Consider the following 22,043-nt stretch of genomic DNA (forward strand, 5'->3'; position numbering starts at 1 on the left):
TATAATCCTCCCCTTGAAAATTTTTTTATAATATAAATTTTAATAATATTATCTTAATACTGTGCGAAAATAAACATCCCGTAGTTATTGTATTCTACAAAATACCCAAAAATCCTTTATATTGGATTTTAAAGTTATATATGACACTAGCTATTCGTAATATTTAATTTTCTTGATATAATAGTTAGTATTAGAAAATTTATTTTTAAAAGGAGTGAAAAACATGTTATCTAAAACATTAATAAATAAATTTATAAAAAATTCTTCTAATATTAAAGATAAAAAAGTTAGAAATTCATACGGCTATTTAGCTGGTATAGTAGGTATAATCGTTAATGTGTTATTATTTATGATTAAATTTTTTGTAGGATTTTTTACTAATAGTATTGCTATCACAGCCGATGCATTTAACAATTTATCAGATTCAGGTTCTTCTTTAATTACTGTTTTTAGCTTTAAACTTTCAAGTAAACCTGCCGATAGAGAACATCCTTTTGGACATGGAAGAATTGAATATTTATCTGCCTTAATTGTTTCATTTTTAGTTCTTTTAGTAGGTATAGAATTTATAAAAACTTCTATATCTAGAATAATGAATCCTGTTCCATTGAAATCTACTATTTTTTCTATTTTACTTATGATAGGATCTATTTTAGTGAAAATATGGTTAGGATATTTCTATAATTTTTTAGGTTCTTCTATAAATTCTAATACCTTAAAAGCATCAGCTAAAGACTCCTTTGCAGATGTTATAACAACTTCCGTAATTCTTTTTTCACTTATAAGTAGTAATTTATTTAACTTTCCTATAGATGGATATATAGGTGTAATAGTTTCAATTTTTATAATCTATTCAGGCTTTTCTTTAATAAAAGAAACTATAAACCCACTTTTAGGTGAAGCCCCATCAGAAGAATTAGTGGAAAATATTAAAAATACTCTCTTATCATATGAAAATATACTAGACACTCATGATTTAATAGTCCATAATTATGGTCCTGGAAGAATCTTCGCTTCCATTCATGCCGAAGTTCCTTCTAATATATCATTAGTACAAATTCATGAAACGATTGATAAAGCGGAAAAGGAAATAGGATCAGAGTTAAATATACTGTTAGTTATTCATATGGACCCTGTTAATATTCATTGTGAAGAAGTAAAAAAAGATAAAGAAATGTTACTTAATATACTTAAAAATTATGTTGAGGTTAAATCTATACATGATTTTAGAGTAGTTGGAGAAGGTGAGATTAAAAATTTAATTTTTGATCTAGTTATTAAATTAAACAAAAATTTTTCCAAGGAAAATGAGAATGAACTAATAAACAACATTATAAAAGACATAAAAAAAATCCATCCTCATTATAGTGCTATTATAACAATAGATAAAGATTTCTTAGGTGTTTAAAATATTTTTTTATATTAAGTGTAAACAAATTTAATATAAAAAATATAATGATATTGATAGAACGTAATGGAGTGTGAAATATTTTGAATAGTAAAGGAAACAGATTTTTCCTAGGTGGTAATACTCCAAAAGGATTTTATTCATTTTTCTCTGAAGTTATGCCACTTAAAGATGCTAATAGAATTTTTTGTTTAAAAGGTGGTCCAGGGACTGGAAAATCTTCTCTTATGAAAGAATTAGGGAAAGAATACGAGGATAAAGGTTACAATGTAGAATATTTTCATTGTTCTTCAGATAGTGACTCTCTAGATTGTGTACTACTAAAAGATTTAAATATAGCTATTTTAGATGGTACCGCTCCTCATACTACAGATCCCAAAGTACCAGGAGCTATCGATGAAATAGTTAACTTAGGTCAACATTGGAATGAAGAAGGCATAAAAAAATATAAAACAGATATTTTAAGTGTTCAAAATTCTATAACTAATAATTTTAATAGAGCTTATAAATATTTTAATGCAGCAAGTATAATTCATGAAGATTGGAGCTCTTTAAATAACGAGGCTTTAAACCTAAATAAGTTTAATTTTTTAATGGAAGAACTAAAAGATAAATTATATAAATCTACTGTTTCTTCTATGGGAAGCTGTAGAAATCTATTTATTACAGCCTTCACACCAACTGGAATTGTCACATTTTTGGATAATTTAGTTGATAGATGTGATACTACCTATGTTTTAAATGGACCTCCTGGTACTGGAAAACATGAGATTCTAAGTTATCTTAGAGATGAAGGACTAAAGAGAGGTTTCCATATTGATGTATTCCATAGTCCTATAGTTCCTGAAAAAATTGAGCATATTTATATTCAAGAATTAAATACCTCAGTAATTTCTTCCAACGAATTAAATCAACAACTTTACCATGGACATCAAGTATATATGGAAAACTATTTAAACTATGATACTATAAATTGTTTAAATGAAAAAATAATAGATGCTAAAAACTGTTTCTATACTCTTTTAAATAAAGGTCTTAGCATACTAACTGAAGCAAAAAAAGCTCATGACGATATTGAAAAATACTACATTCCTAATATGAATTTTGATGAAATTAAGGATGTAAAAAAATACATTGTGGATAAGATTACTTCTATTGAATCCTCATTGTCAAAATAGCATATTATTCATTTAACCATGTACTTTTATAAAGAAAAAACAATACTTTAATTAAATAAAGTATTGTTTTTTTCTATCTTAAAAGTTATACAAGCTTATTTATTATAGTTAATTTATGCAATGCTCTTGTAGCAGTTACATATTTCAAGAAAGCTTCTTGTTCCACCTTATCTCCATCAAAAACAGCTATTACATCATCAAATTCCAATCCCTTAGCAAAGTATGTTGGAAGGATTACTATACCGCCCTTATAAAAACAATCTTCCTTATCTATTAACTTTACATTAATTTTATCTTTTATACTTTCATATATTTCTTTACATTGCTCTAGGTTTTTACATATAATACCAGTTGTATTATATTCCTTTTCTCTTGCTCTATATATTCTATCTAATATAAGTTGAATTATATTATTCAATTCACTTAAATTTTTTTCTTCAACTTCTTCCCCATTTCTAACTAATGGTATTATATTATTATTGTTTAAAAATTGATTTGCATATTCCATAATTTCTTTTGTAGATCTATAACTAGTTTTTAAAGCAAATTCTTTTATATCCTTATAATCATATATATTACCTATATTTTTTAACGGAACTTCTTCTTTGATCGGAATCAGTCTTTGATTACTATCACCTAAAATTGTCATTGAAGAAGCACCTGTAATATCTTTTATAACTGTAAATTGAAGTTCTGAAAAATCTTGTCCTTCGTCTATTACTACATGTTTTATTTCTTCTGAGACCTTATAACCTTCTAATTTACATTTTAAATACAAGATAGGCGCTAAATCATCCATAGTAAGTATTCTATTATTATTTATTCTATTATTATATAAATCTATTATATCTTCACCATTTAAATATTCTAAAGAATTTCTTACATTTTTAAGATCCTTTATAACTTCTCTTATAGCTATTTTTCTTCTAAAATCTAAATCATTCTCTTGAAGTAATAATTCTTCTGGAGTTAATGTTTCTTTCTTTTCCTTAAACTCTTTTTGTATTTCTCTTACAAGTTCATCTCTTTTGTCTTTTAGTTTTGAGATAATAATTCTTTTTATTTTTCTACTTCTTCTAAATAGAGGCATATCTTTATAGTATTGGTTAAATAACTCGTTTATTTCTTCCCTTGTTACAACTTTATATCCCATTAAATATATATCTTCATTTTTAAAATGATTTTCTTCAAATTCTTTTATAAATATATTTAATTTTTCTATATATTCTTTAGAAGTTTTATATAATATCTCTTCTATGAACTTTTGATCTTTACTTAATATTTTCTCCATATACTCTGTATATGTCATAATTTTTTCTTCTTCCATACCTAAAAGCTTAAGTGCAAAATCTTTAAATGTACTTTGTTTTACAGCGGTTTCTCCCAATGTAGGCAACACTTCACTTATATATTCCATAAAAATTTCATTAGGGCCTAAGATCAATACTTTATTTTCAAGATTTTTTCTGTAATTATATAAAAGATATGCAATCCTATGCAATGCTACTGTAGTTTTACCACTACCTGCGACTCCATCAACAACTACTGTTGTATAAGGAGAAGTTCTTATAATTTCATCTTGCTCTTTTTGTATAGTCATTACTATATCTTTTAACTTATCTTCTGAATTACTACTTAAAACCATCTGAAGTATTTCATCTTTTACATCTATTTCAGAATTAAACATACCTTTTAAAATTGAATTTTTTATAATATATTGACTTCTTCCTAAAATTTCTACTGGAACTGTTCCATCTGGTGCTTCATAAGAAGCAGCGCCTAACTTCCCTTGATAAAATAATGAAGCTACTGGACTTCTCCAGTCTACAACTATTGGTTCATAATCTTCTTCTCTTATTAATCCGAATCTACCTATATATAAATTTTCCACACCATAGTCTTCTTCTCTAAAATCAACTCTTCCAAAGTAAGGACTAATTTTTAAAATATTAAGTTGTTTTAATTTTTTATCCATAAGATTAAATGCTTCTTCAGTCATAAATCTTTCATGATCAAAATATTCTATTACCTTGTCTTCATCATCTCTATACTCTTCAATAAATTTTTTCCTATATTCCAAAAGTTCATCTAAGAAACTCTTTCTACTCTTTACTACTTTTTGAGTTTCTTCATTAATAATTTGTATAACTTCTTTTAACTTTTCTTTCTCTATTTCTAATTGTAACTCTTTTTCTAAATGTTTCTTTAATTCATCTGCCATTTTAAAGATATCACCTCATTAATTTTAAATCTACAGTTCTATTTTTTCCCATCCTCGCACTTCTTCTATACCTAAACCAGGTTTATCTGGTAAAGTTAAAATATCTTTTTCTAAGCTTACTCCTCCTATTATAGGATTGTGAGAGAATCTTAGCATAGTGTCTAAATCTGATTTTATCATATTTCCTCTAGCTACTGCAAAACTTGCTGCCGCTGTTATACCTATTCTACTTTCTATCATACATCCCATCATACATTTAATTCCCATAGTTTCTGCCATACTATATATTTTCATAGCATTATGAATTCCACCACATTTCATAAGTTTAATGCCTATTAAATCTGCCCCTCTAGCATTTATTATTTTAAATGCTTGTGGTGGTCCCATTACAGATTCATCAGCTAAAATATCTGTATCCACATGATCTGTTACATACTTTAATCCCTCAAAATCCCAAGCCTTTACAGGTTGTTCTACAAATTCAATATCTAATCCCATATTTTCTATTCTTCTTATAATTTTAACCGCCTCTTTAGGACCCCATCCTTGATTACCATCTATTCTAATTCTAGTATCTCTTTTTACAGCCTTTTTTATAGCAAAAACTCTTTCTAGATCACCAGCAACATCATCAGTATATCCTATTTTTATTTTTAGACAATCACATCCACCCATACTGGCTTCTACTGATTTAGTTACCATTTCTTCTACTGTGCCATAATTAATAGTAATATCTGTGCCTATAGAATATCCATATCCCCCCAATAATTTATATAAGGGTATTCCATATTTTTTACAAAACAGATCATATATGGCCATATCTATAGCAGCTTTAGCTGAATTATTGTGAACTAAATTTTTATTTATAACATGCATTATTTCATCTCTACAATCAATATTCATGTCTAAAATATAAGGTTTAATAAAATGTATGGCTCCAATAATAGAAGCTTCAATGTCTCCAGTAATATTAGGAGTTGCTGCCGCACTACCTATTCCTATTTCCCCTGTGTCTGTAATTACCTTAATAACTATTTCCTTAGGGTTTTTTGCCCTTTCAACCCCTAAAGAATATTCAGTATTCAAAGGTAATCTAATTTTTCCTACTTCTATGTCTTTTATTCTCATACATATCCCTCCATCACCCCAAAAATATATAAGCATGCAACTATTTATAAGTGCATGCTTATTGTCAATTATTAAATATTATATCACAATCTTTATATGATTTAACAAATTTATTAATCGTTACCTTGTTAAATTTTCTTAATAATTTACTCCAAAATAAATTATATTGATTTTATTAGTTTTAGGATGAATATATACATCTCCATCTACTTCAAAAACATCTCTTAACATTTCTTTAGTAATGACTTCCTCTGGTTTTCCATAAGATACAATGTTTCCATTTTTCATTATATATATCTTATCACAATACATTGCTGCCAAATTTAAGTCATGTAAAGCTGCTATTACCTCTATATCTAATCCTTTAACTACCTCTAAGAGTTCCAATTGGTATTTTATATCTAAGTGATTTGTAGGTTCATCTAAAATTAAAAATTTAGGTTGTTGTGCTAAAGCTCTTGCTAAAATGATTCTTTGTTTTTCTCCACCAGATAATGTAGCAAATCTTCTATTTATATAACCTTCCATAGAAACCTTTTTTAAACATTCAATTACTATCTCATAATCTTTAGCATTATCCATTTCAAATTTCTTTTTATGAGGTGATCTTCCCATCATTACAACTTCTTTTACAGAAAAATCAAATTGAAAACTATTAAATTGGCTTACTATTGACATTTCTTTAGCACTTTCTTGTATCGGAATAGTATTTAGCTCTTTTCCATTTAAATATATATATCCACTATTAGGCTTTAATACTCTATATATACTTTTTAAAAAAGTAGATTTTCCACTTCCATTTGGTCCTAGTATACCTACAAACTCGCCTTTCTCAACGGCTAAACTTATATTTTTTACTATTTCAGTTTTATTTATATTAACATCAATATTTTTAGTTTCTAACCTCATTTATTCGCTACCTCCAAAACCATATACACGTTTTACCATAAGCCATATAAAGAAAGGTGCTCCAATTATTGAGGTAATTATCCCTATAGGCATTTCAGCATTAGGTACTAATGATCTTGCCATAACATCAGTCCATACTAAAAATATTGCCCCTACTAATGCACTTATAGGAACTAATTTTTTATGATCTGTTCCTAAAATTATTCTAACTACATGTGGAACCATTAGTCCTACAAATCCAACCATACCAGCAACTGATACAATTACTCCAGTGATAAATGAAGTAATTAAAATATAACTCATTCTATGCTTATTTAGATCTGTTCCTAAAGTTATAGCTGTTTCATCTCCCATAAGCATTAAATTTAAAATTCTAAATTGAAAAATAAAGTAAATTACTCCTACTATAGTTGTTACTAATGGAAACAATATATTTTCCCACGTAGCAGATGCTAAACTTCCCATTAACCAAAAAGTAACACTTCTTAATTTTTGTTCATTAGGTGCTATATATATAATAAAACTTGTAAAAGATGAACATATTGTACTAATTACAAGTCCAGATAATATAAGTTTTACAGAAGACGCTCTTCCCTTTATATTGGCTAATCCAAAAACAAACATAGCTGCTAAAAAGGCTCCTAAGAATCCCATAACCCCTACAGAATTAGGTCCAAAAATCCCATTTACTCCTATTAGTATAGCAAATGTTGCTCCTAATGAAGCTCCAGAAGAAATACCTAATGTATATGGATCAGCTAATGGATTTTGGACTATACTTTGCATAACTACCCCTACTACTGATAATCCCATACCCACTATAAAAGATAAAAGTACTCTTGGAAATCTAATAAGCCATATTATTTCATATGCCATTCCCACTTGTTTATTAACTTTTTCTACACCTGGCAGCTTAAAAATATTATATACAAGAACCTTAAATACTTCTGAAAGCTTTATATCAACCTGTCCTAGTGTTATAGAAATTAGTATAGAAAAAATTAAAACTACAATTAATACTGCTAAAATCATTATAAACTTACATTTTTCTTTATATAAGGATTTTTTTATTTCTGCACTTGTTTCGTTCACTTAATTCACCCTTTAATAATTAGACTATTTAATTAAATCTGGATAGAAACCTTTAGCAAATCTATCTAATCCATTAATTATTCTTACTCCACCAGCATATGTTTCTGCAAGAGGTGTATCTATTACCTTATTATTTTTTATTGCATTTACTTTTTGAAGTGCCTTATTCTTTTTCATTTCATCTGATCCTTTATTGTCTGATTTTTGCATTTCATAATTTATTAATACTATTGCATCTGGATTTATTTTTAATATATTTTCTACACTTAAATCTCCACCTTTTGGAGCTGCATTTATTCCGCCTACTTTTTCTACCATGTCACTTGCTAAAGATTTTTCTTTATAAGCATAATATTTATTATTTTCTCCAGCTTCCACAATTAACACTTTAAGTTTTTCTTTTCCTTTTGTTTTATTCTCTACTTCTTTTACTCTATCTTCAATTTTTTTAACTAATTTCTCTGCTTTATCTTCAACATCGAATATTTTTCCTATATCTTTTATATCCTTACATGCATTTTCAATAGTTGCCTTTTTCATTATTCCTGAATTTCTTTGAATAAATGTATTAACGCCTCTTTCATTCCATGATTTAACTGTTCCTAAGTTTTTATCCATAAATACACTTGACCAACCAAAAAGTAAATCTGGTTGTTTGCTAAGTACAACTTCTTTTGATGGATACTTTTCAGATAATACAGGTATCTTATCATATTTTTCTTTTAATTCTGGTAATATAGGATTATCTAAATATGATGTACCTATCATGCAATCCTCTAATCCTAGTGTTAATAATAATTCTGTTGGTGGTTCATTAGTTGTTATAACTTTTTTAGGTTTTTCCTTAAAAACTACCTTTACTTCATTACCATCTTCATCATAATTAGTAATTTCTACTGGATAATTGGATTTCTTTTCTTGCTTTTGTTCAACTTGTGCATTTTGTTTTTTATCCTCAGTCTTACTTTCTGATGATTTAGTCCCACATCCACTCATTAGTACAGTAACAATACTTAAAGAACATATTAAACTAATTAATCTTTTATTCCTCATATTTTTCCCCTTCTCACCCTTATTTTTATAAATAAAAAAACTAGTCATAGAAAGAATGGCTAGTTTAAATATAACAATGTAACAAAGTAAACTAGTACTTCCCTCCGAAGTATAGATTTCCATTCACTAAGGCAGGTATCCTGACTTAAGTTTCTTCCTACTACCCTAACCTTCCCATTTTCACAGTGGTTTTATACAAGGGGTTCGTCCACTTTTACAGTAGCGGGGGCTGTGATGGATTTTAACCATCTTCCCTATTAATCTAAAAAGAACCTTAATGATCTCGTATTCAATTTTATATAAAATATTACAATTATTCTTATAATACATTGATATTTTATCTCAAACAAAAATGCTTGTCAACAAATTATAGCACTTTCATCTTAAAATTTCCTATATATAACTATATATAAGTTTTTATAACTACTTAAACAAAAATCGCTATTATTTTATCTAAAATAATAGCGATTAATAATTTATTTGATCATAAATTTTTATTTAACAACATCATGAATACATGTATTAGCTTTTATTTCGCAAGCTCATATAATGCATGTGTATTAGATCTTTATTTCGCAAGCTCATATAATGCATGTGCATATATTTTTGCATTTAATATTAAGTTATCTACTCTTATATATTCATTAGCTTGATGAATTGTAGATTCTCCACCTGGGAATATAGGTCCAAATGCAAGTGTGTTTGGAATTTCTTTTGCATATGTTCCTCCACCTATAGATAATAATGTAGCTTCTTTACCAGTTTGTTCTGTATAAACTTTTTGCAATGCTTTAACAAGTGGATGACTTTCTTCAAAATATAAAGGTGCTTGATATGCAAAATTTTCAATTGTAAAATCAGTACCTTCTATTTTTTTCTTAAATGGATCCATCATATCATCAAGTTTATTTGTTACTGGATGTCTTATATTTAATGTAAGATCAGCTCTTTCTTCTGTCATTTTAATAACACCTACATTAAATGCCAATTTTCCTGATACTTTATCTTCTAAATAAATTCCAAAAGATTCACCAGAAGTTTCAGTTCCAATATTATTATTTAAGAAAGCAATATATTGATTTATTTCTTTACTTGAAAATTCTATTTCAGCTAAAAATTTAATTAAATGCATTATAGCATTTTTTCCAAGCCAAGGAGTACTTCCATGAGCTCCCATTCCTTTTGCTTTAACTAATATGCCATTTTCTTTCTTTTCTAGTGATAATTCATAAGATGTTTCTTTTATAAATTTCTCTAATTTATCAGTGATTTCTTGTTGATTGTTAGTTTCTATTAAAGCTTCACAATAATCTGCAACTACATTACCTGCTTGACCACCTTTAATGTGTTTAAGAATTACATCTCCATTTTGTTTTTCCTTAAAACATTTAACTAAGTCTAAATCAACAATTCCTTTTTCTCCATTTATTATTGGATATTCAGCATCTGGAGTGAATCCTAGAACAGGAGGTTTTTCTTTTTTTAAATAACGTTCTAACTCATCACTACCAATTTCTTCACTTGTACCAAATATAATTCTAATTCTTTTTGATATCGGTAATCCTAAATCCATAATAGCCTTAGCACCATATAATGTTGCTATTATAGGTCCTTTATCATCTAAAGCACCTCTTCCATATAATTTTCCATCATGTATTTCGGCTGCATATGGCGGATGAATCCATCCATCTCCCTCTGGTACTACATCTACATGTCCAAGTGCAGTTATATATTCTTCACCAGTACCAAACTCTGCATATCCAACATAGTTATCTACATTTACTGTTTTAAAGCCTAATTTTTTTGAAACTTCTAATACATGTTCTAAAGCTTTTACTGGTCCTTCACCAAAAGGCATACCATCTTTAGCCTGTGATTCATCTGCAACACTTTTGATTCTTATAGACTCCTGAGTTGTTTGAATAATTTGTTCTCTCATCTCATCAATTTTTTTATTTAATTCCATAATATTTCCCTAAAATCGCTTTTAGGTACCCCCTTTCACCGTTAGAATTAAGATAAAGTTACAATTTAATTAATATTGCCACAATTCTAGTATAATGTTTATATAGACAGAAATCAACCAACTATATTAGTTATTTGTTAAATTTTATACATTCTTTATTAGTACACTTTAAATATTCTCTTCACTCATTAATTTAGCTAAATAGTACAGTGTTCGAACTCCAACACCTGTTGCTCCTTTGGAATAATAATACTTACTATCATCACTCCAAGAGGTTCCTGCTATATCCATATGCAGCCATGGAATATTATCTATAAATTCACCTATAAATAATCCCGCTACTATAGTACCGGCTCCTTTTGACCCTGAATTTTTTAAATCCGCTACATCCGATTTTAGTTGTTGCTTATATTCTTTAAATACAGGTAATTCCCATATTTTTTCTCCTGATAAATCCGATGCATTTTTTAGTTTATCCAAAAATTTTTCTTGATTTGTTATAACTCCCGTACATACTCTGCCCAATGCAGAATATACAGCACCAGTTAAAGTTGCAATATCAAGAATTTGAGTAACCTTTTCTTTATGAATAGTATAATAAACAGCATCTATTAAAGTCAATCTTCCTTCAGCATCTGTATTAACAACCTCTACAGTTTTTCTTCCCATTGAATTTATAATATCCCCTGGTTTATACGCTTTATCTGAAAGTAAATTTTCACAAGCTGCTATAACTGCAACTATATTTATTTTAAGTTTTCTTTTTGCAATGGCACTAATAGCTCCTATTACCGCTGCTCCACCTGCCATATCTGATTTCATAGTTTCCATAGAACTAGATGGTTTCAAAGAATATCCACCACTATCATAAGTTAATCCTTTACCTACATATCCTAGGATTTCTTTATTATCATTATCACCAAAATATCTCATTACGATTAATTTAGGCTCATTAATTGCCCCCTGAGCTACAGATAAAAACGCCTCCATGTTAAGCTCTCTAATTTGTTCTCTATTTAATATATCAGTTTCAAATCCATATTGTTCTCCAGCCCTTTTAGCATTTTCAGCTAATTTACTCGGGTCTAATTTATTTGAGGGTTCATTTATAAGTTCTCTAGCCACTATGGTAGTTTCAGCTAATATTTTTGCTTCTTCAATTCCATCCTTAATACATTTTTTAATATTCTCATCTAAACCTTCTTGTAATAAATTTATTTTACTAATTTCAAATACTTTTTTATCAGTCTTATATTTGTCAAAAGTATATTTACTTAAAATAGAAGATTCTACTATTAATTCAACAATTCTTTTATAAGATAAATTTATATTATTAAATAATAAAATATTAAGTTCTGATAATTTTAATTCTATAGCCTTTTTTACCGCTTTTGATATTCCCCTTCTAATGCTTTCACTCTCTAGTTCATTTTCATTACCCATTCCTAAAAATAAAATAGTGTTAAACTTACCTTTTTTAATGAAATTTAAGATAAATATTTCTTCCAAATCTCCCTTAAATTTTTTATTTCTTAATAAATCATTTACTACTCCCTTAAATTCTTCTGTTAGATGTGCATTATTTCCATTCTTAAAAACTGGAATAATAAAAGAATTATTATCATATTGTTCATTTTGGCTTAACAAAGTTATATTCACAAATTATCCCCCCAAATATTTTACTTATTATAGTTATTATATTCTAAATAATTTTGTCCTTCAACTTAACTAATTTTAACATTTAATATTTTTTCTTGAAATTTTATTTATTTTCTAGATAAATTTGATATAATTAATATGTATAAATTTTCTTTTTTTTATAAATTTTTAGAATCTTTACCGTTTCAACATATATTATATATTATATGGAAAATATTTTTACATACATTCAAGGAGGAAATTCATGAATTCTAAAGAATGGGTTTTAGTTAAAACTAAGGATTTACAAGAAGGAATGATAGTAGCTAAAGATATTTTTAATGAAAAAGCAAAACTTATTACTAAAGACTTAAAATTAAACAATAAATTAATAAAAAAAATTCAATATATTTTTCCTTTCGGGAAAATTGAAATTTATAAGCACTCTGTTCCTAATGCCTTAGAAATTTGTGCTAAAGAAATATCTACAAAAAAATTAGAAAAAGTAGAACAAGTTTTTGAAGATATTTCGTCAAATGTTGATCAAATGTTAAGTTATATTACCATAAATACAAAACCAAAATTAAATAATATAAAAGAAATATCCTCTAATATATTAGAAGAAGTTAATGATTACACATATGCATTAAAAACCATAACTAATGAAAGAGAAATTGATGAATATTTGGTTAGACACTCTGCCAATGTTGCTGTACTTGCGTCTATTTTAGGTAGATGGCTAAATTTTTCTGATAGAGAAATAACTTTATTAAGTCATGCTGGTCTTTTACATGACATTGGGAAAACAAAAATAGATCCTAAAATATTAAATAAACCAGCAAAATTAACAAAAGAAGAATTTGAAATAGTAAAAAAACATCCTGTTTTAGGATATGATTTATTAAAAGATTTACCATATATATCTCCTCTTGTTTCTAATGCTGTACTGATGCATCACGAAAGAATAGATGGTTCAGGTTATCCACTAGGTATAAAAAATGATAAGATAACTAATTTAGCTAAAATTATAAGCATTGTAGATATATTCGATGCCATGACTTCCAATAAATCTTATTCTAATAAAGTATCTCCTTTTAAAGCACTAGAAGTTTTACAAAAAGAATATATAAATAAACTAGATCCTATCTATTTAACAACATTTATTGAAAAAGTAGGAGATTATTTTACTGGGGAACTTATAGTTCTAAATACAGGGCATATAGGTAAAATAATTAAGACAAATATATATGATATATCACGACCTCTCATTTTAGTAGATGAACAATTTATCGATCTAAGTAAAACCACAGAATTATATATTGAAGACTTATATATTGAGGAAGTTTATTCAAAAAATTAAAGTGTATAGGAAATCCCATACACTTTTTTCTTTATATTTATAAATTATAAAAAGACATAATTTCATTAACTTGATTTTTAAGTTCCATATATCCTTGGCTTTTTTTACAATCTATAGAAGGTTTAATCCCTATAAAATTAATATCATAAAATTCATGTTGTATTTTTGAATTCACATCTTGCATTGGATAAACAATTATAACTCTATTAATACAATTTCTTTTAACTCGTTTTGTTATCTTATCATATATACTTACTGTTAAATAATCTCTAACTTGCTCTATGGTGTCTGTCTGTGCATATTCATTATATATATATGAAAATTTTCTACACTTAACTTCTACTATAAAAGATTCAAGAAATATACTATCCTTAAATATTGAAACAATTATATCAGGTGATCTATGATAAGCATTGGATATAAGTTCATAATTATTTAAATCTGTTGGATTTTTCTCTATCCTCTTTTCATATTGTATAGAAACTGTATAATTATCTTTTTCTAATGTTATTTTAGTATTCTTAGGTAACTCATTAAAACAATTAAAAGTTTCATCTTTGTCCATAAGCCAACCTTTCATCCATCTAAAACCAAAATCTTCTATAATTTGTTTTATAGTTAAAAAAACATAATATTCAAATAGCTTAGGTGTATTTTTATATGGAAATTTACTTATACTATTTCCTTTATCCTGTAACTCAAATAACGCTTCATAAAAATGATATACCTCTGAATATCTTCTATCCTTCATAACTTTAAAAGATGGTTTTATAATTTCTTTATATCCATTAATTTCTTTAAGCCATGTATCATTTATATAGTATGCGAGTTTATCCCTTAGTTTAGTTATATTACTTAAATAATAATTTAGGTTTTTTTTTCGTTTATCTATTTTTAATAATGTTCTATCAATCTCTTTTAAATCTCTAATTCTATCTTTCATAAAACCCTTGCTAAAAAGTTCACTTTTAAATCTATTTTTATCTTTTTCTTCTAAAAAGCTTCTTTTTTCACACAATGTTTGCTCTTCTCTTAAAACTTTACATAATAAATTATAGTAATAATTTTCAATATTTTTCATTTCTAAAAACATGTCACTTAATATCTTTTTTAGCCATTTATTTTCATAATTATCTTTAGTAAAATCAGTATGTTTTTCATAAAACTTTGTTGGATTATAGGTATTACTATTTAAACTCATTCCTTTATTAACCAACCAGCGTTGAGATTTTAAATCTACTTTATTAGAATAGTCTCTCTCACTATATTTTTTAGTAACCTCTCTTATGGGATCTCTAAATATATTCAATAAAATACTATCTAAATTCTTATAATTTTCTTCAATATATTTATAAAATTCTAAAAAACCCCAATCACTATTTTTTGAATCATTAGTTACTATATTCTTATTTTTATACACATCATGAGAGAGTCCTTTTAAAATACTTTCTAAATATACTCTCATGTTAGTTAATCCTTCCCAAGACATTGCAGAAGGTCTAACCGTAAAATATGTTTCAAAACTATTATTAATAGTTTTTACTTTTAGTACATAATTTCCAGGAACCAACATTTTATCAGTTGTATTTATAGATGATAATTGATATATCTCTCCAACTTTAAGTTTCTTTACTTCCTCATCTATCTCGTACAATTTAAGATATGCATCTTTATCATTGCTCTCTAAACATATATTAATACTTTCATATTCATAAAAGTAAAATAATTCTTTCTCAGTATTTACATTAAAATTATTATTAAGTGAAAATATCTTTTTTTTATTTTCATTTTTAGCTTTATTTTCTATTTCCAAGATAATATTAGCTTGTATATCCATACATACTTAACTCCTTAGCTTTTCTACATATTTCTTTTTTAGTAAGTCTAAAATGACTTATCTTTTGCGCTTCTGCACTATTAAAGAAATTATATAGTTCGCTATTTAAAGGTTCCCCCTCCATTTCTTTAAGTATGCCTATTAACCTTTCAAATTGTTTTTCACTTCCTCTAATTTTAGTAAGCAATCTTTGCTTAATTTGAATATCAAAAGCATCTTCTCTAGAAATCAAGTACTCATCTTCATTGATTTTAGGAATATTATTCAAATAAGATCCGATTCTATTAAATATCCTAAAAGAGACCCCTTTTTGATAATCATACTTTTGAATTAACTCATGTAAATCATCCAAAAATTTAAGTTCTTCATCTTTATATGCTTCCAAAGGTGTCTTTTCATTATTAATCCATGTTTTATATTGTGAAAAACTATATTTATTTCTAAAAGTCCTAATTATCTTTCTATCCTTGTTTTCTTCTTTCTGTATTTTTAAAGAAATAAATGTTCTTTTTTGGGGTACTACTATATTAGCACGATCCAAAAGTCTATCCGAAAAATCCCTAGTAGTTTCATCCATATTAACAGTTCCTACAAAAATAATGTTATTTCTTAAATGTATATATCTTGGATACTTATCTTTATTGTCACATATTACATTTTCAGCATATAACTTAATTTTTCTTTCCTCACCCTCAAGTTCTAATACTGATATAAATGGAGCAAACCAATGTTCTATTTGTGATAAATTCATTTCATCAAAAATTACCATATGCATTTTATAAGGGTTGTTTTGAGCATGAACAAGTAAATCTACAAGTCCAGTTTCTGAAGGCATGTACATTTTATTTATATTATTTAAATATCCCAATATATCTCCTGGCTCAGTATAAGATGGACTAACTGGCAGAATCAACAGTGTATCTTCTGATTCCTCAACTCCTAAAATTTTGGCATAGGCAGAAGCAAGTCTAGTTTTTCCTGTTCCACTCATGCCCGCAATTATAGTTAAGGGATTTGTTTTAACACTTAAATGAAAGTTATATAAATCTTTTTCATCATAACAAAGTTCATTTTCTATAGTATATTCTTTTAAACATTGTAAAAATTTTAATTCCGTATTATCCTCCTGAGTCTTATTAATTCTTTCTATTTCCTCTGTATTTTCTGCTGAATCTATAAAACTTTCCTTTTCTTGAGTTTCTATAGATTTGTTTTCTATTTTCTCAAAATTGAACTGAACCGTATTCATAACTATTTCAAATTTATCTTTAAGTTTTTCAACAATATCATTTTCTAAATATATTCTCTCTGCAAACTCAAGATTTTTTGTTCCAATTATAAATTTTTTACGTACATCTTTATTTTTAAAATCCAACTTTATTTTTTTTATATTGTTTCCCATATGGCGCCATAATTTATTTTTATTCTCTACTCTTTTCCATTTTGTAAAATTAGTATATAAATATTCTCCACATAAAATATACTCTGGAGAAGTAACCATATAATGACTATAATCTTTTAATATTATATATTCCTCGTTTAATAATCTTTTTTCAAACTCCCCATTACTTATATCTATCCTTGGCACATACATAAATTCCATATTTAAATTTAATCCTACATAATCCTCTGTGGCTATAACATCTAAATTTTTATAAATTTTTTCAGTTACTTCTTTTATATTTATTTTGGGCTTGAACAATATTAATTTATTTTCAAATTTTTGCCTAACCATTGAAATCTTTTTATTAATATCGGAGGTTAATCTATAAGAACTATCAAAAATTGATTGTGACTGATACACATCAATTCCAACATAATAATCAGATTGCATAACAGAATTTAAAGAATAACTTATAGGGGTAGGCTCATAAGTTAAAGATTTTATATAAAAAATTATATTATTGAAATCACTATTTCGCATTATAGCTACTGCGTCTTGTGTATCCCCTATAGTTGGGTATGTTTCTTGTTCTGTTGCTAATATTCCTAATAAATAACATTCTTCATTGCATTCCAATAGTTCTCTTTTATCACATTGATTTATACTCATATTTATCCCCCCCTATATTTATCTTTTCTTTAACTAGTTGCTCTATTAATTCTTTTTCATTACATGCCATAAAAATATTACATTGAATATCATATTTTTTTGCAAACTCTTTAACTTTATTTATAATGTCATTATTTAATCCATGTCTTTGAATATATATTTTGTTTATAAGTGAAAGGTCTTTTTCTTTTAGTTCTTTATCTATACTATTTCCATCTAAAAATATCATTTCTGGAAAAATATTTTTAAATATTCCTTCTTTTATTGAATATACTACAGCAAAAATTTTCTCTTCCGTATTAGTTCTAAAAGCACAATTATTATATACATCTAATTTTGTTATTCTTTCTTTTAAACTTTCAATTTCTTTTTTTAGCTTTAAATTTTCTTTTTCTATGGATTGAAATTCAGTTATACTATCTTTTCTGTTTTCTTGTATATCATGCTGTAATTCTTCATTTCTGGTATTTAAAATTTTCACTTTATTTTTTATATTATATAAGTTAGATTCATAATTTTCTATTTTTTTTCTTAGTTCTCTGTGTTTTAGTTCCACATCATCCATTATAGATGTAAAATTTCTTTGTTTTTCTTGAATGTATCCATCTATTATTTCCATGATTAAACCATTTTTTATTTTATTTGTTTCATGTTGATTATTTTTTAAATATAAATATTGAATTAAATAAACTGGATATTTCTTAGATTTATCTTTTATTTTATTACTTAAATCACTTAAACCCCACTCTTTAATTTCTTTATACAATTCATGATATTCTTCAATATTAAATCCATCTAATTCTTCTTCACAATATGTAATAAATACTTCATATAAATCTTCTTGTACAAAAGGATTTATTTTACTATAATACTCCCTAATTTCATCTTCATTACAATCACATTCTCTTTTTATAAAAATTTCATTATACAATTTATAATTTTCAATTAATTTAGGTAGCATTTTTTTAGTTTCTTCTGGATAAAAACATAATGCATTAGCAAATTTTTGATATTCCTTTATACCTTCGTTTTTTTCACAGTTACTTAAAAAATAAAAAAATTCTTTCTTTTTTAAGGCCCCTAATTTCTCTATTTCATATCTTTTTAGAATCATGTAAAAAGGTGTTACTTTATGTTTTTTATTATATATTCCTGGATTATTAATACAATTCTTTATCTTAAACTTTTTAAAAGATAAATCTCTTTTCTTAGTATTATCACCTAAAATTTTCAAAACCTCATCTGCACCCTTATTATCTAATAGACTTAGAAAAAATTCTACTTCATTCATATTTTCCTCCCAAACTATTAATTCTTAAACAATCTCCTTATATCAAATTAACCAAAATATACTATTTTAAAACACATTTCATTGAAATAACTTAATATTAAACTTATTATAATATCACAATTCTATTATATATTAAATATTTTTAATTGTAAAAAAGCAACGACTTCTTCTCTAAAAAAAAACAATACCTTTAAACTTATACTAAAAAGCATAAAAGTATTGTTTTATAAATATTAATTTATTTTAGTTTCTTCTTTCTGATTTTCTCTACTATCACAAATAATTACCCTAGGTCCTCTTTTTATTCGTTCTACTCCACTACGTGTAAATTTAAATATATATTTTAAAAATACATCTTTACCCATAGAACCCCTTTCCATATCCGCCAGTGCCTTTTCCATTCTTCCGGTATAATCTGTATCTAAAAGTTCTTTTACTGGGAAAGAATGTATTAATCTAAGTCCTCTTTCTGTAATTAAAAGTGATTTTCCTTTAGGTTCCACATATCCAGCATATTTTAATTTATTTATTATTTCAGCCCTAGTTGCAGCTGTACCAATAGAATATCCACTCAAAACTTCTAATGAAGTTTCTTCCTTATCATCATCATTACTGTCATTATTTTTTCCACAAGTCTCCATAGCTTTAAGTAATGTTTTCTCTGTATGATGCGCTGGTGGTTTAGTTTTTTTACTTTTTATTTTAAGTTCTAAAACATCAACTTTTTCTCCCTTTTCAACGCTAGGCAATAACTCATCCTTTTTATCAACACCATCAAGCTTTAACCACCCTTGTTTTTTTAGAATTTTACCTTTTGTTGAAAATAATCTATCAAATTTGTCACCTTGAATTGTAGTAATTATCTCTGTATGTTCAAATTCTGCTGGTTCCATAAACTGAGAAATAAATCTATTTTTTATAGCCTTATAAACTTTAACTTCATCTTCACTTAAAGATTTTGGAGTAATATATGTAGGTATTATAGCACTATGACTTTCTACTTTTGCATTATTAAATACTTTTTTAGTAACAGAAAATTTTATTTCATCCTCAAAAGCTAATCCTCGTTTAACAGAATTCAAAACCTTCTCTGCCTTATCCTTTAAGCTTTCTTCTAAAGCCGTACTGGATGTTCTTGGATAAGTTATAAACTTTTTTTCATATAAACTTTGAGCAACCTTTAAAACTTTATCAGCAGTCCACCCCTTATATTTACTTGTAATATATCCTTGAAGATTTGTTAAATTAAAAAGCGCTGCAGGATATTCTTTTTTTAATTCTATCTTTTTTTCTGTAATCTGTCCTTCTCTATCTTTAAGCTCTTTTTTTAATCTCTCAACACTTTCTTTTTTAGGAAATTTATCTAGTTTATTATGAAAAAATTTTCCTTTATATTCTCCATTTTTAGCTCCAAAATCTGCATATAACTCAAAAAATTGTTCTACTTTAAAATTCTTGATTTTCATATCTCTATCATATATCATTTTTAAAGTAGGAAGTAATACTCTACCTATGTTAAGTAAATTACCTTTTCCTCTACAATATTTTAATGTAGCCATAGACGTAAAATTAATACCTATAACCCAATCTGTTATTTGTCTGCTCATACCCGCATCTTGTAATAATTTCATTTCTTCATTTTTCTTTAAATTTTCTAACCCTCTTTTTATTTCATCGGGAGTCCACTCATTAATTAATATTCTATATATAGGTTTTTTTACTTTTATATAGTTAAATATTAAAAGTGCTATAGTTTCTCCTTCTCTATCAAAGTCTGTGGCTGAAATAACCCTTTCCACATCTTCTCTTTCTACTAATTTCTTTATAACTCCTAATTGTTTTTGTGCACCTGCATCTACTTTATTTCTTACTTTTGAATCATTTTTTATTTTGTATTTAAATTCCTCTGGTATATACGGAAAATTATCAAAACTCCATAATGCTAATTTTTCATCATAATCTTTACAATCATATAATGTTAAAAGGTGACCAAAGGCCCAAGTTATAATATAACTTTCTCCCTCTAAATACCCATCACCTTTTTTCTTACAATTTAACGCTTCCGCTATATTTCTTCCTACGGAAGGTTTTTCTGCTAAAATTAAAGTTTTCATTAAAATCACCGACTAACTCCTATTTAAATATTTCTAAAGGTTCATCCCAAAATGGTGAAGTAACTACTTCCCTATTTTTAGATTTTAAACAACACATATACATTGCCATTACGTCATATCTAGCATCATGAAAATCTATATCATCACATCCATATAACATTTTCGTTTTATTTAAAATTAATTTCTTATCAATTTTATAGAAATCAACAACTTCTTCTAACCTAGGATTTTTAAAACCTGCTCCATTTTTACTTGGTATTTTAGTTATATTTTTAAAATAATTCATAGTACAAAATTCTTTAGAATACCCAGGTAAAAGAAAACATCTTTGGAATTCTGTATCTATAAATTTCTTATCGAACCCAACATTATGAGCAATTATAATACCATCCTCAAAGTCTTCTTGGATTTCTTCTACTAAATCTTGAAATGTAAATCCTTCTGATAACATCTCTAATTTTTCTTTACTAAATCCATGAACTTTCTCTGCCTCTGATTCCATATTTTCAACAGAAAAAAAATAATTTTTCATTCCAACTAATTGTTTATCTTCTTCAACTAAATAAGTAAGTTGCGCAATTTGACCTGGCCTTAATCCTGTAGTTTCTGTATCTAAAAAAATACTTTTCATTATTTTACTAACTCCTTTATACTGAATCTGATAATTTTCATAACTATTATTAACTTATAGCTTAAATTACAAAGCCTTTATTAATCATAACATGAAGAGCATATGTATACAATTTTAAAAATAAAAATTGCACTAAATTCACTATAAATATATAAATTTAGTGC

15 protein-coding genes and 1 riboswitch are annotated in these 22,043 nt (G+C 26.4%); of the genes, 3 read left to right on the forward strand and 12 right to left on the reverse strand.

Annotation, left to right across the window (positions count from 1 at the left end):
- Window positions 1-223: 223 nt before the first annotated feature.
- Window positions 224-1,408 carry a cation diffusion facilitator family transporter gene (locus tag QOZ93_RS08495; RefSeq protein WP_307355886.1) on the forward strand — a complete coding sequence of 395 codons (1,185 nt, stop codon included), beginning with the start codon at window positions 224-226 and terminating at the stop codon, window positions 1,406-1,408.
- Window positions 1,409-1,491: 83 nt separating this feature from the next.
- Window positions 1,492-2,586 carry a PRK06851 family protein gene (locus QOZ93_RS08500; RefSeq protein WP_307355887.1) on the forward strand — a complete coding sequence of 365 codons (1,095 nt, stop codon included), beginning with the start codon at window positions 1,492-1,494 and terminating at the stop codon, window positions 2,584-2,586.
- An 85-nt stretch (window positions 2,587-2,671) separates the two neighbouring features.
- Here the strand turns inward: QOZ93_RS08500 and QOZ93_RS08505 are convergent, their stop codons facing one another.
- From QOZ93_RS08505 to QOZ93_RS08535, 7 genes are all read right to left on the reverse strand, one after another.
- Window positions 2,672-4,807, reverse strand: a complete 2,136-nt coding sequence (locus QOZ93_RS08505; RefSeq protein WP_307355888.1) for a HelD family protein — start codon at window positions 4,805-4,807, stop codon at window positions 2,672-2,674.
- A 30-nt stretch (window positions 4,808-4,837) separates the two neighbouring features.
- The gene (locus QOZ93_RS08510; protein ID WP_307355889.1) at window positions 4,838-5,935 is read right to left on the reverse strand and encodes a mandelate racemase/muconate lactonizing enzyme family protein; all 1,098 of its coding nucleotides are present in this window, start codon (window positions 5,933-5,935) and stop codon (window positions 4,838-4,840) included.
- Window positions 5,936-6,073: 138 nt separating this feature from the next.
- Window positions 6,074-6,844: an ABC transporter ATP-binding protein gene (locus QOZ93_RS08515; RefSeq protein WP_307355890.1), complete on the reverse strand. Its 771-nt coding sequence runs from the start codon at window positions 6,842-6,844 to the stop codon at window positions 6,074-6,076.
- The gene (locus tag QOZ93_RS08520; RefSeq protein WP_422723879.1) at window positions 6,845-7,876 is read right to left on the reverse strand and encodes a FecCD family ABC transporter permease; all 1,032 of its coding nucleotides are present in this window, start codon (window positions 7,874-7,876) and stop codon (window positions 6,845-6,847) included. It abuts the gene before it with no gap.
- A gap of 84 nt (window positions 7,877-7,960) precedes the next feature.
- On the reverse strand, window positions 7,961-8,989 hold the full coding sequence (locus QOZ93_RS08525; RefSeq protein ID WP_307355892.1) for an ABC transporter substrate-binding protein: 1,029 nt from the start codon (window positions 8,987-8,989) through the stop codon (window positions 7,961-7,963).
- A gap of 113 nt (window positions 8,990-9,102) precedes the next feature.
- A riboswitch (cobalamin riboswitch) is annotated at window positions 9,103-9,281 on the reverse strand.
- Between the two features lie 276 nt (window positions 9,282-9,557).
- A complete protein-coding gene (pepV, locus tag QOZ93_RS08530) occupies window positions 9,558-10,955 on the reverse strand; it encodes a dipeptidase PepV (protein WP_307355893.1) in 1,398 nt (465 codons plus the stop codon).
- Window positions 10,956-11,123: 168 nt separating this feature from the next.
- Window positions 11,124-12,614 (reverse strand): leucyl aminopeptidase, encoded by a 1,491-nt coding sequence (locus QOZ93_RS08535; RefSeq protein ID WP_307355894.1) that lies wholly within the window; start codon window positions 12,612-12,614, stop codon window positions 11,124-11,126.
- A 244-nt stretch (window positions 12,615-12,858) separates the two neighbouring features.
- On the opposite strand from QOZ93_RS08535, the gene QOZ93_RS08540 reads away from it, so the two are divergent.
- Entirely contained in the window at window positions 12,859-13,953 is a 1,095-nt protein-coding gene (locus QOZ93_RS08540; protein ID WP_307355895.1) for an HD-GYP domain-containing protein, read from the forward strand.
- 37 nt (window positions 13,954-13,990) lie between these two features.
- Here the strand turns inward: QOZ93_RS08540 and QOZ93_RS08545 are convergent, their stop codons facing one another.
- The 5 genes from QOZ93_RS08545 to QOZ93_RS08565 all read right to left on the reverse strand — a co-directional run bounded on the left by QOZ93_RS08545 (window position 13,991) and on the right by QOZ93_RS08565 (window position 21,879).
- On the reverse strand, window positions 13,991-15,790 hold the full coding sequence (locus QOZ93_RS08545; RefSeq protein WP_307355896.1) for a DUF2357 domain-containing protein: 1,800 nt from the start codon (window positions 15,788-15,790) through the stop codon (window positions 13,991-13,993).
- Window positions 15,774-17,843 carry an McrB family protein gene (locus QOZ93_RS08550; protein ID WP_307355897.1) on the reverse strand — a complete coding sequence of 690 codons (2,070 nt, stop codon included), beginning with the start codon at window positions 17,841-17,843 and terminating at the stop codon, window positions 15,774-15,776. The genes QOZ93_RS08545 and QOZ93_RS08550 overlap by 17 nt, the downstream gene beginning before the upstream one ends.
- The gene (locus tag QOZ93_RS08555; protein ID WP_307355899.1) at window positions 17,824-19,134 is read right to left on the reverse strand and encodes a hypothetical protein; all 1,311 of its coding nucleotides are present in this window, start codon (window positions 19,132-19,134) and stop codon (window positions 17,824-17,826) included. The genes QOZ93_RS08550 and QOZ93_RS08555 overlap by 20 nt, the downstream gene beginning before the upstream one ends.
- 233 nt (window positions 19,135-19,367) lie before the next feature.
- On the reverse strand, window positions 19,368-21,248 hold the full coding sequence (locus QOZ93_RS08560) for a type IA DNA topoisomerase (RefSeq protein ID WP_307355931.1): 1,881 nt from the start codon (window positions 21,246-21,248) through the stop codon (window positions 19,368-19,370).
- 19 nt (window positions 21,249-21,267) lie between these two features.
- Entirely contained in the window at window positions 21,268-21,879 is a 612-nt protein-coding gene (locus tag QOZ93_RS08565; protein WP_307355900.1) for a 3'-5' exonuclease, read from the reverse strand.
- Window positions 21,880-22,043: the final 164 nt, after the last annotated feature.

Source organism: Hathewaya limosa (assembly GCF_030815255.1).
Lineage (GTDB): Bacteria > Bacillota > Clostridia > Clostridiales > Clostridiaceae > Hathewaya > Hathewaya limosa.

What these genes read in the sequence shown, in the direction of transcription:
- QOZ93_RS08510 (WP_307355889.1), bottom strand. Translation starts at nt 5,935, where the DNA reads ATGAGAATAAAAGACATAGAAGTAGGAAAAATTAGATTACCTTTGAAT.
- QOZ93_RS08545 (WP_307355896.1), bottom strand. Translation starts at nt 15,790, where the DNA reads ATGGATATACAAGCTAATATTATCTTGGAAATAGAAAATAAAGCTAAA.
- QOZ93_RS08560 (WP_307355931.1), bottom strand. Translation starts at nt 21,248, where the DNA reads ATGAAAACTTTAATTTTAGCAGAAAAACCTTCCGTAGGAAGAAATATA.
- QOZ93_RS08515 (WP_307355890.1), bottom strand. Translation starts at nt 6,844, where the DNA reads ATGAGGTTAGAAACTAAAAATATTGATGTTAATATAAATAAAACTGAA.
- QOZ93_RS08495 (WP_307355886.1), top strand. Translation starts at nt 224, where the DNA reads ATGTTATCTAAAACATTAATAAATAAATTTATAAAAAATTCTTCTAAT.
- QOZ93_RS08520 (WP_422723879.1), bottom strand. Translation starts at nt 7,876, where the DNA reads ATGATTTTAGCAGTATTAATTGTAGTTTTAATTTTTTCTATACTAATT.
- QOZ93_RS08555 (WP_307355899.1), bottom strand. Translation starts at nt 19,134, where the DNA reads ATGAATGAAGTAGAATTTTTTCTAAGTCTATTAGATAATAAGGGTGCA.
- QOZ93_RS08550 (WP_307355897.1), bottom strand. Translation starts at nt 17,843, where the DNA reads ATGAGTATAAATCAATGTGATAAAAGAGAACTATTGGAATGCAATGAA.
- pepV (WP_307355893.1), bottom strand. Translation starts at nt 10,955, where the DNA reads ATGGAATTAAATAAAAAAATTGATGAGATGAGAGAACAAATTATTCAA.
- QOZ93_RS08505 (WP_307355888.1), bottom strand. Translation starts at nt 4,807, where the DNA reads ATGGCAGATGAATTAAAGAAACATTTAGAAAAAGAGTTACAATTAGAA.
- QOZ93_RS08565 (WP_307355900.1), bottom strand. Translation starts at nt 21,879, where the DNA reads ATGAAAAGTATTTTTTTAGATACAGAAACTACAGGATTAAGGCCAGGT.
- QOZ93_RS08525 (WP_307355892.1), bottom strand. Translation starts at nt 8,989, where the DNA reads ATGAGGAATAAAAGATTAATTAGTTTAATATGTTCTTTAAGTATTGTT.
- QOZ93_RS08540 (WP_307355895.1), top strand. Translation starts at nt 12,859, where the DNA reads ATGAATTCTAAAGAATGGGTTTTAGTTAAAACTAAGGATTTACAAGAA.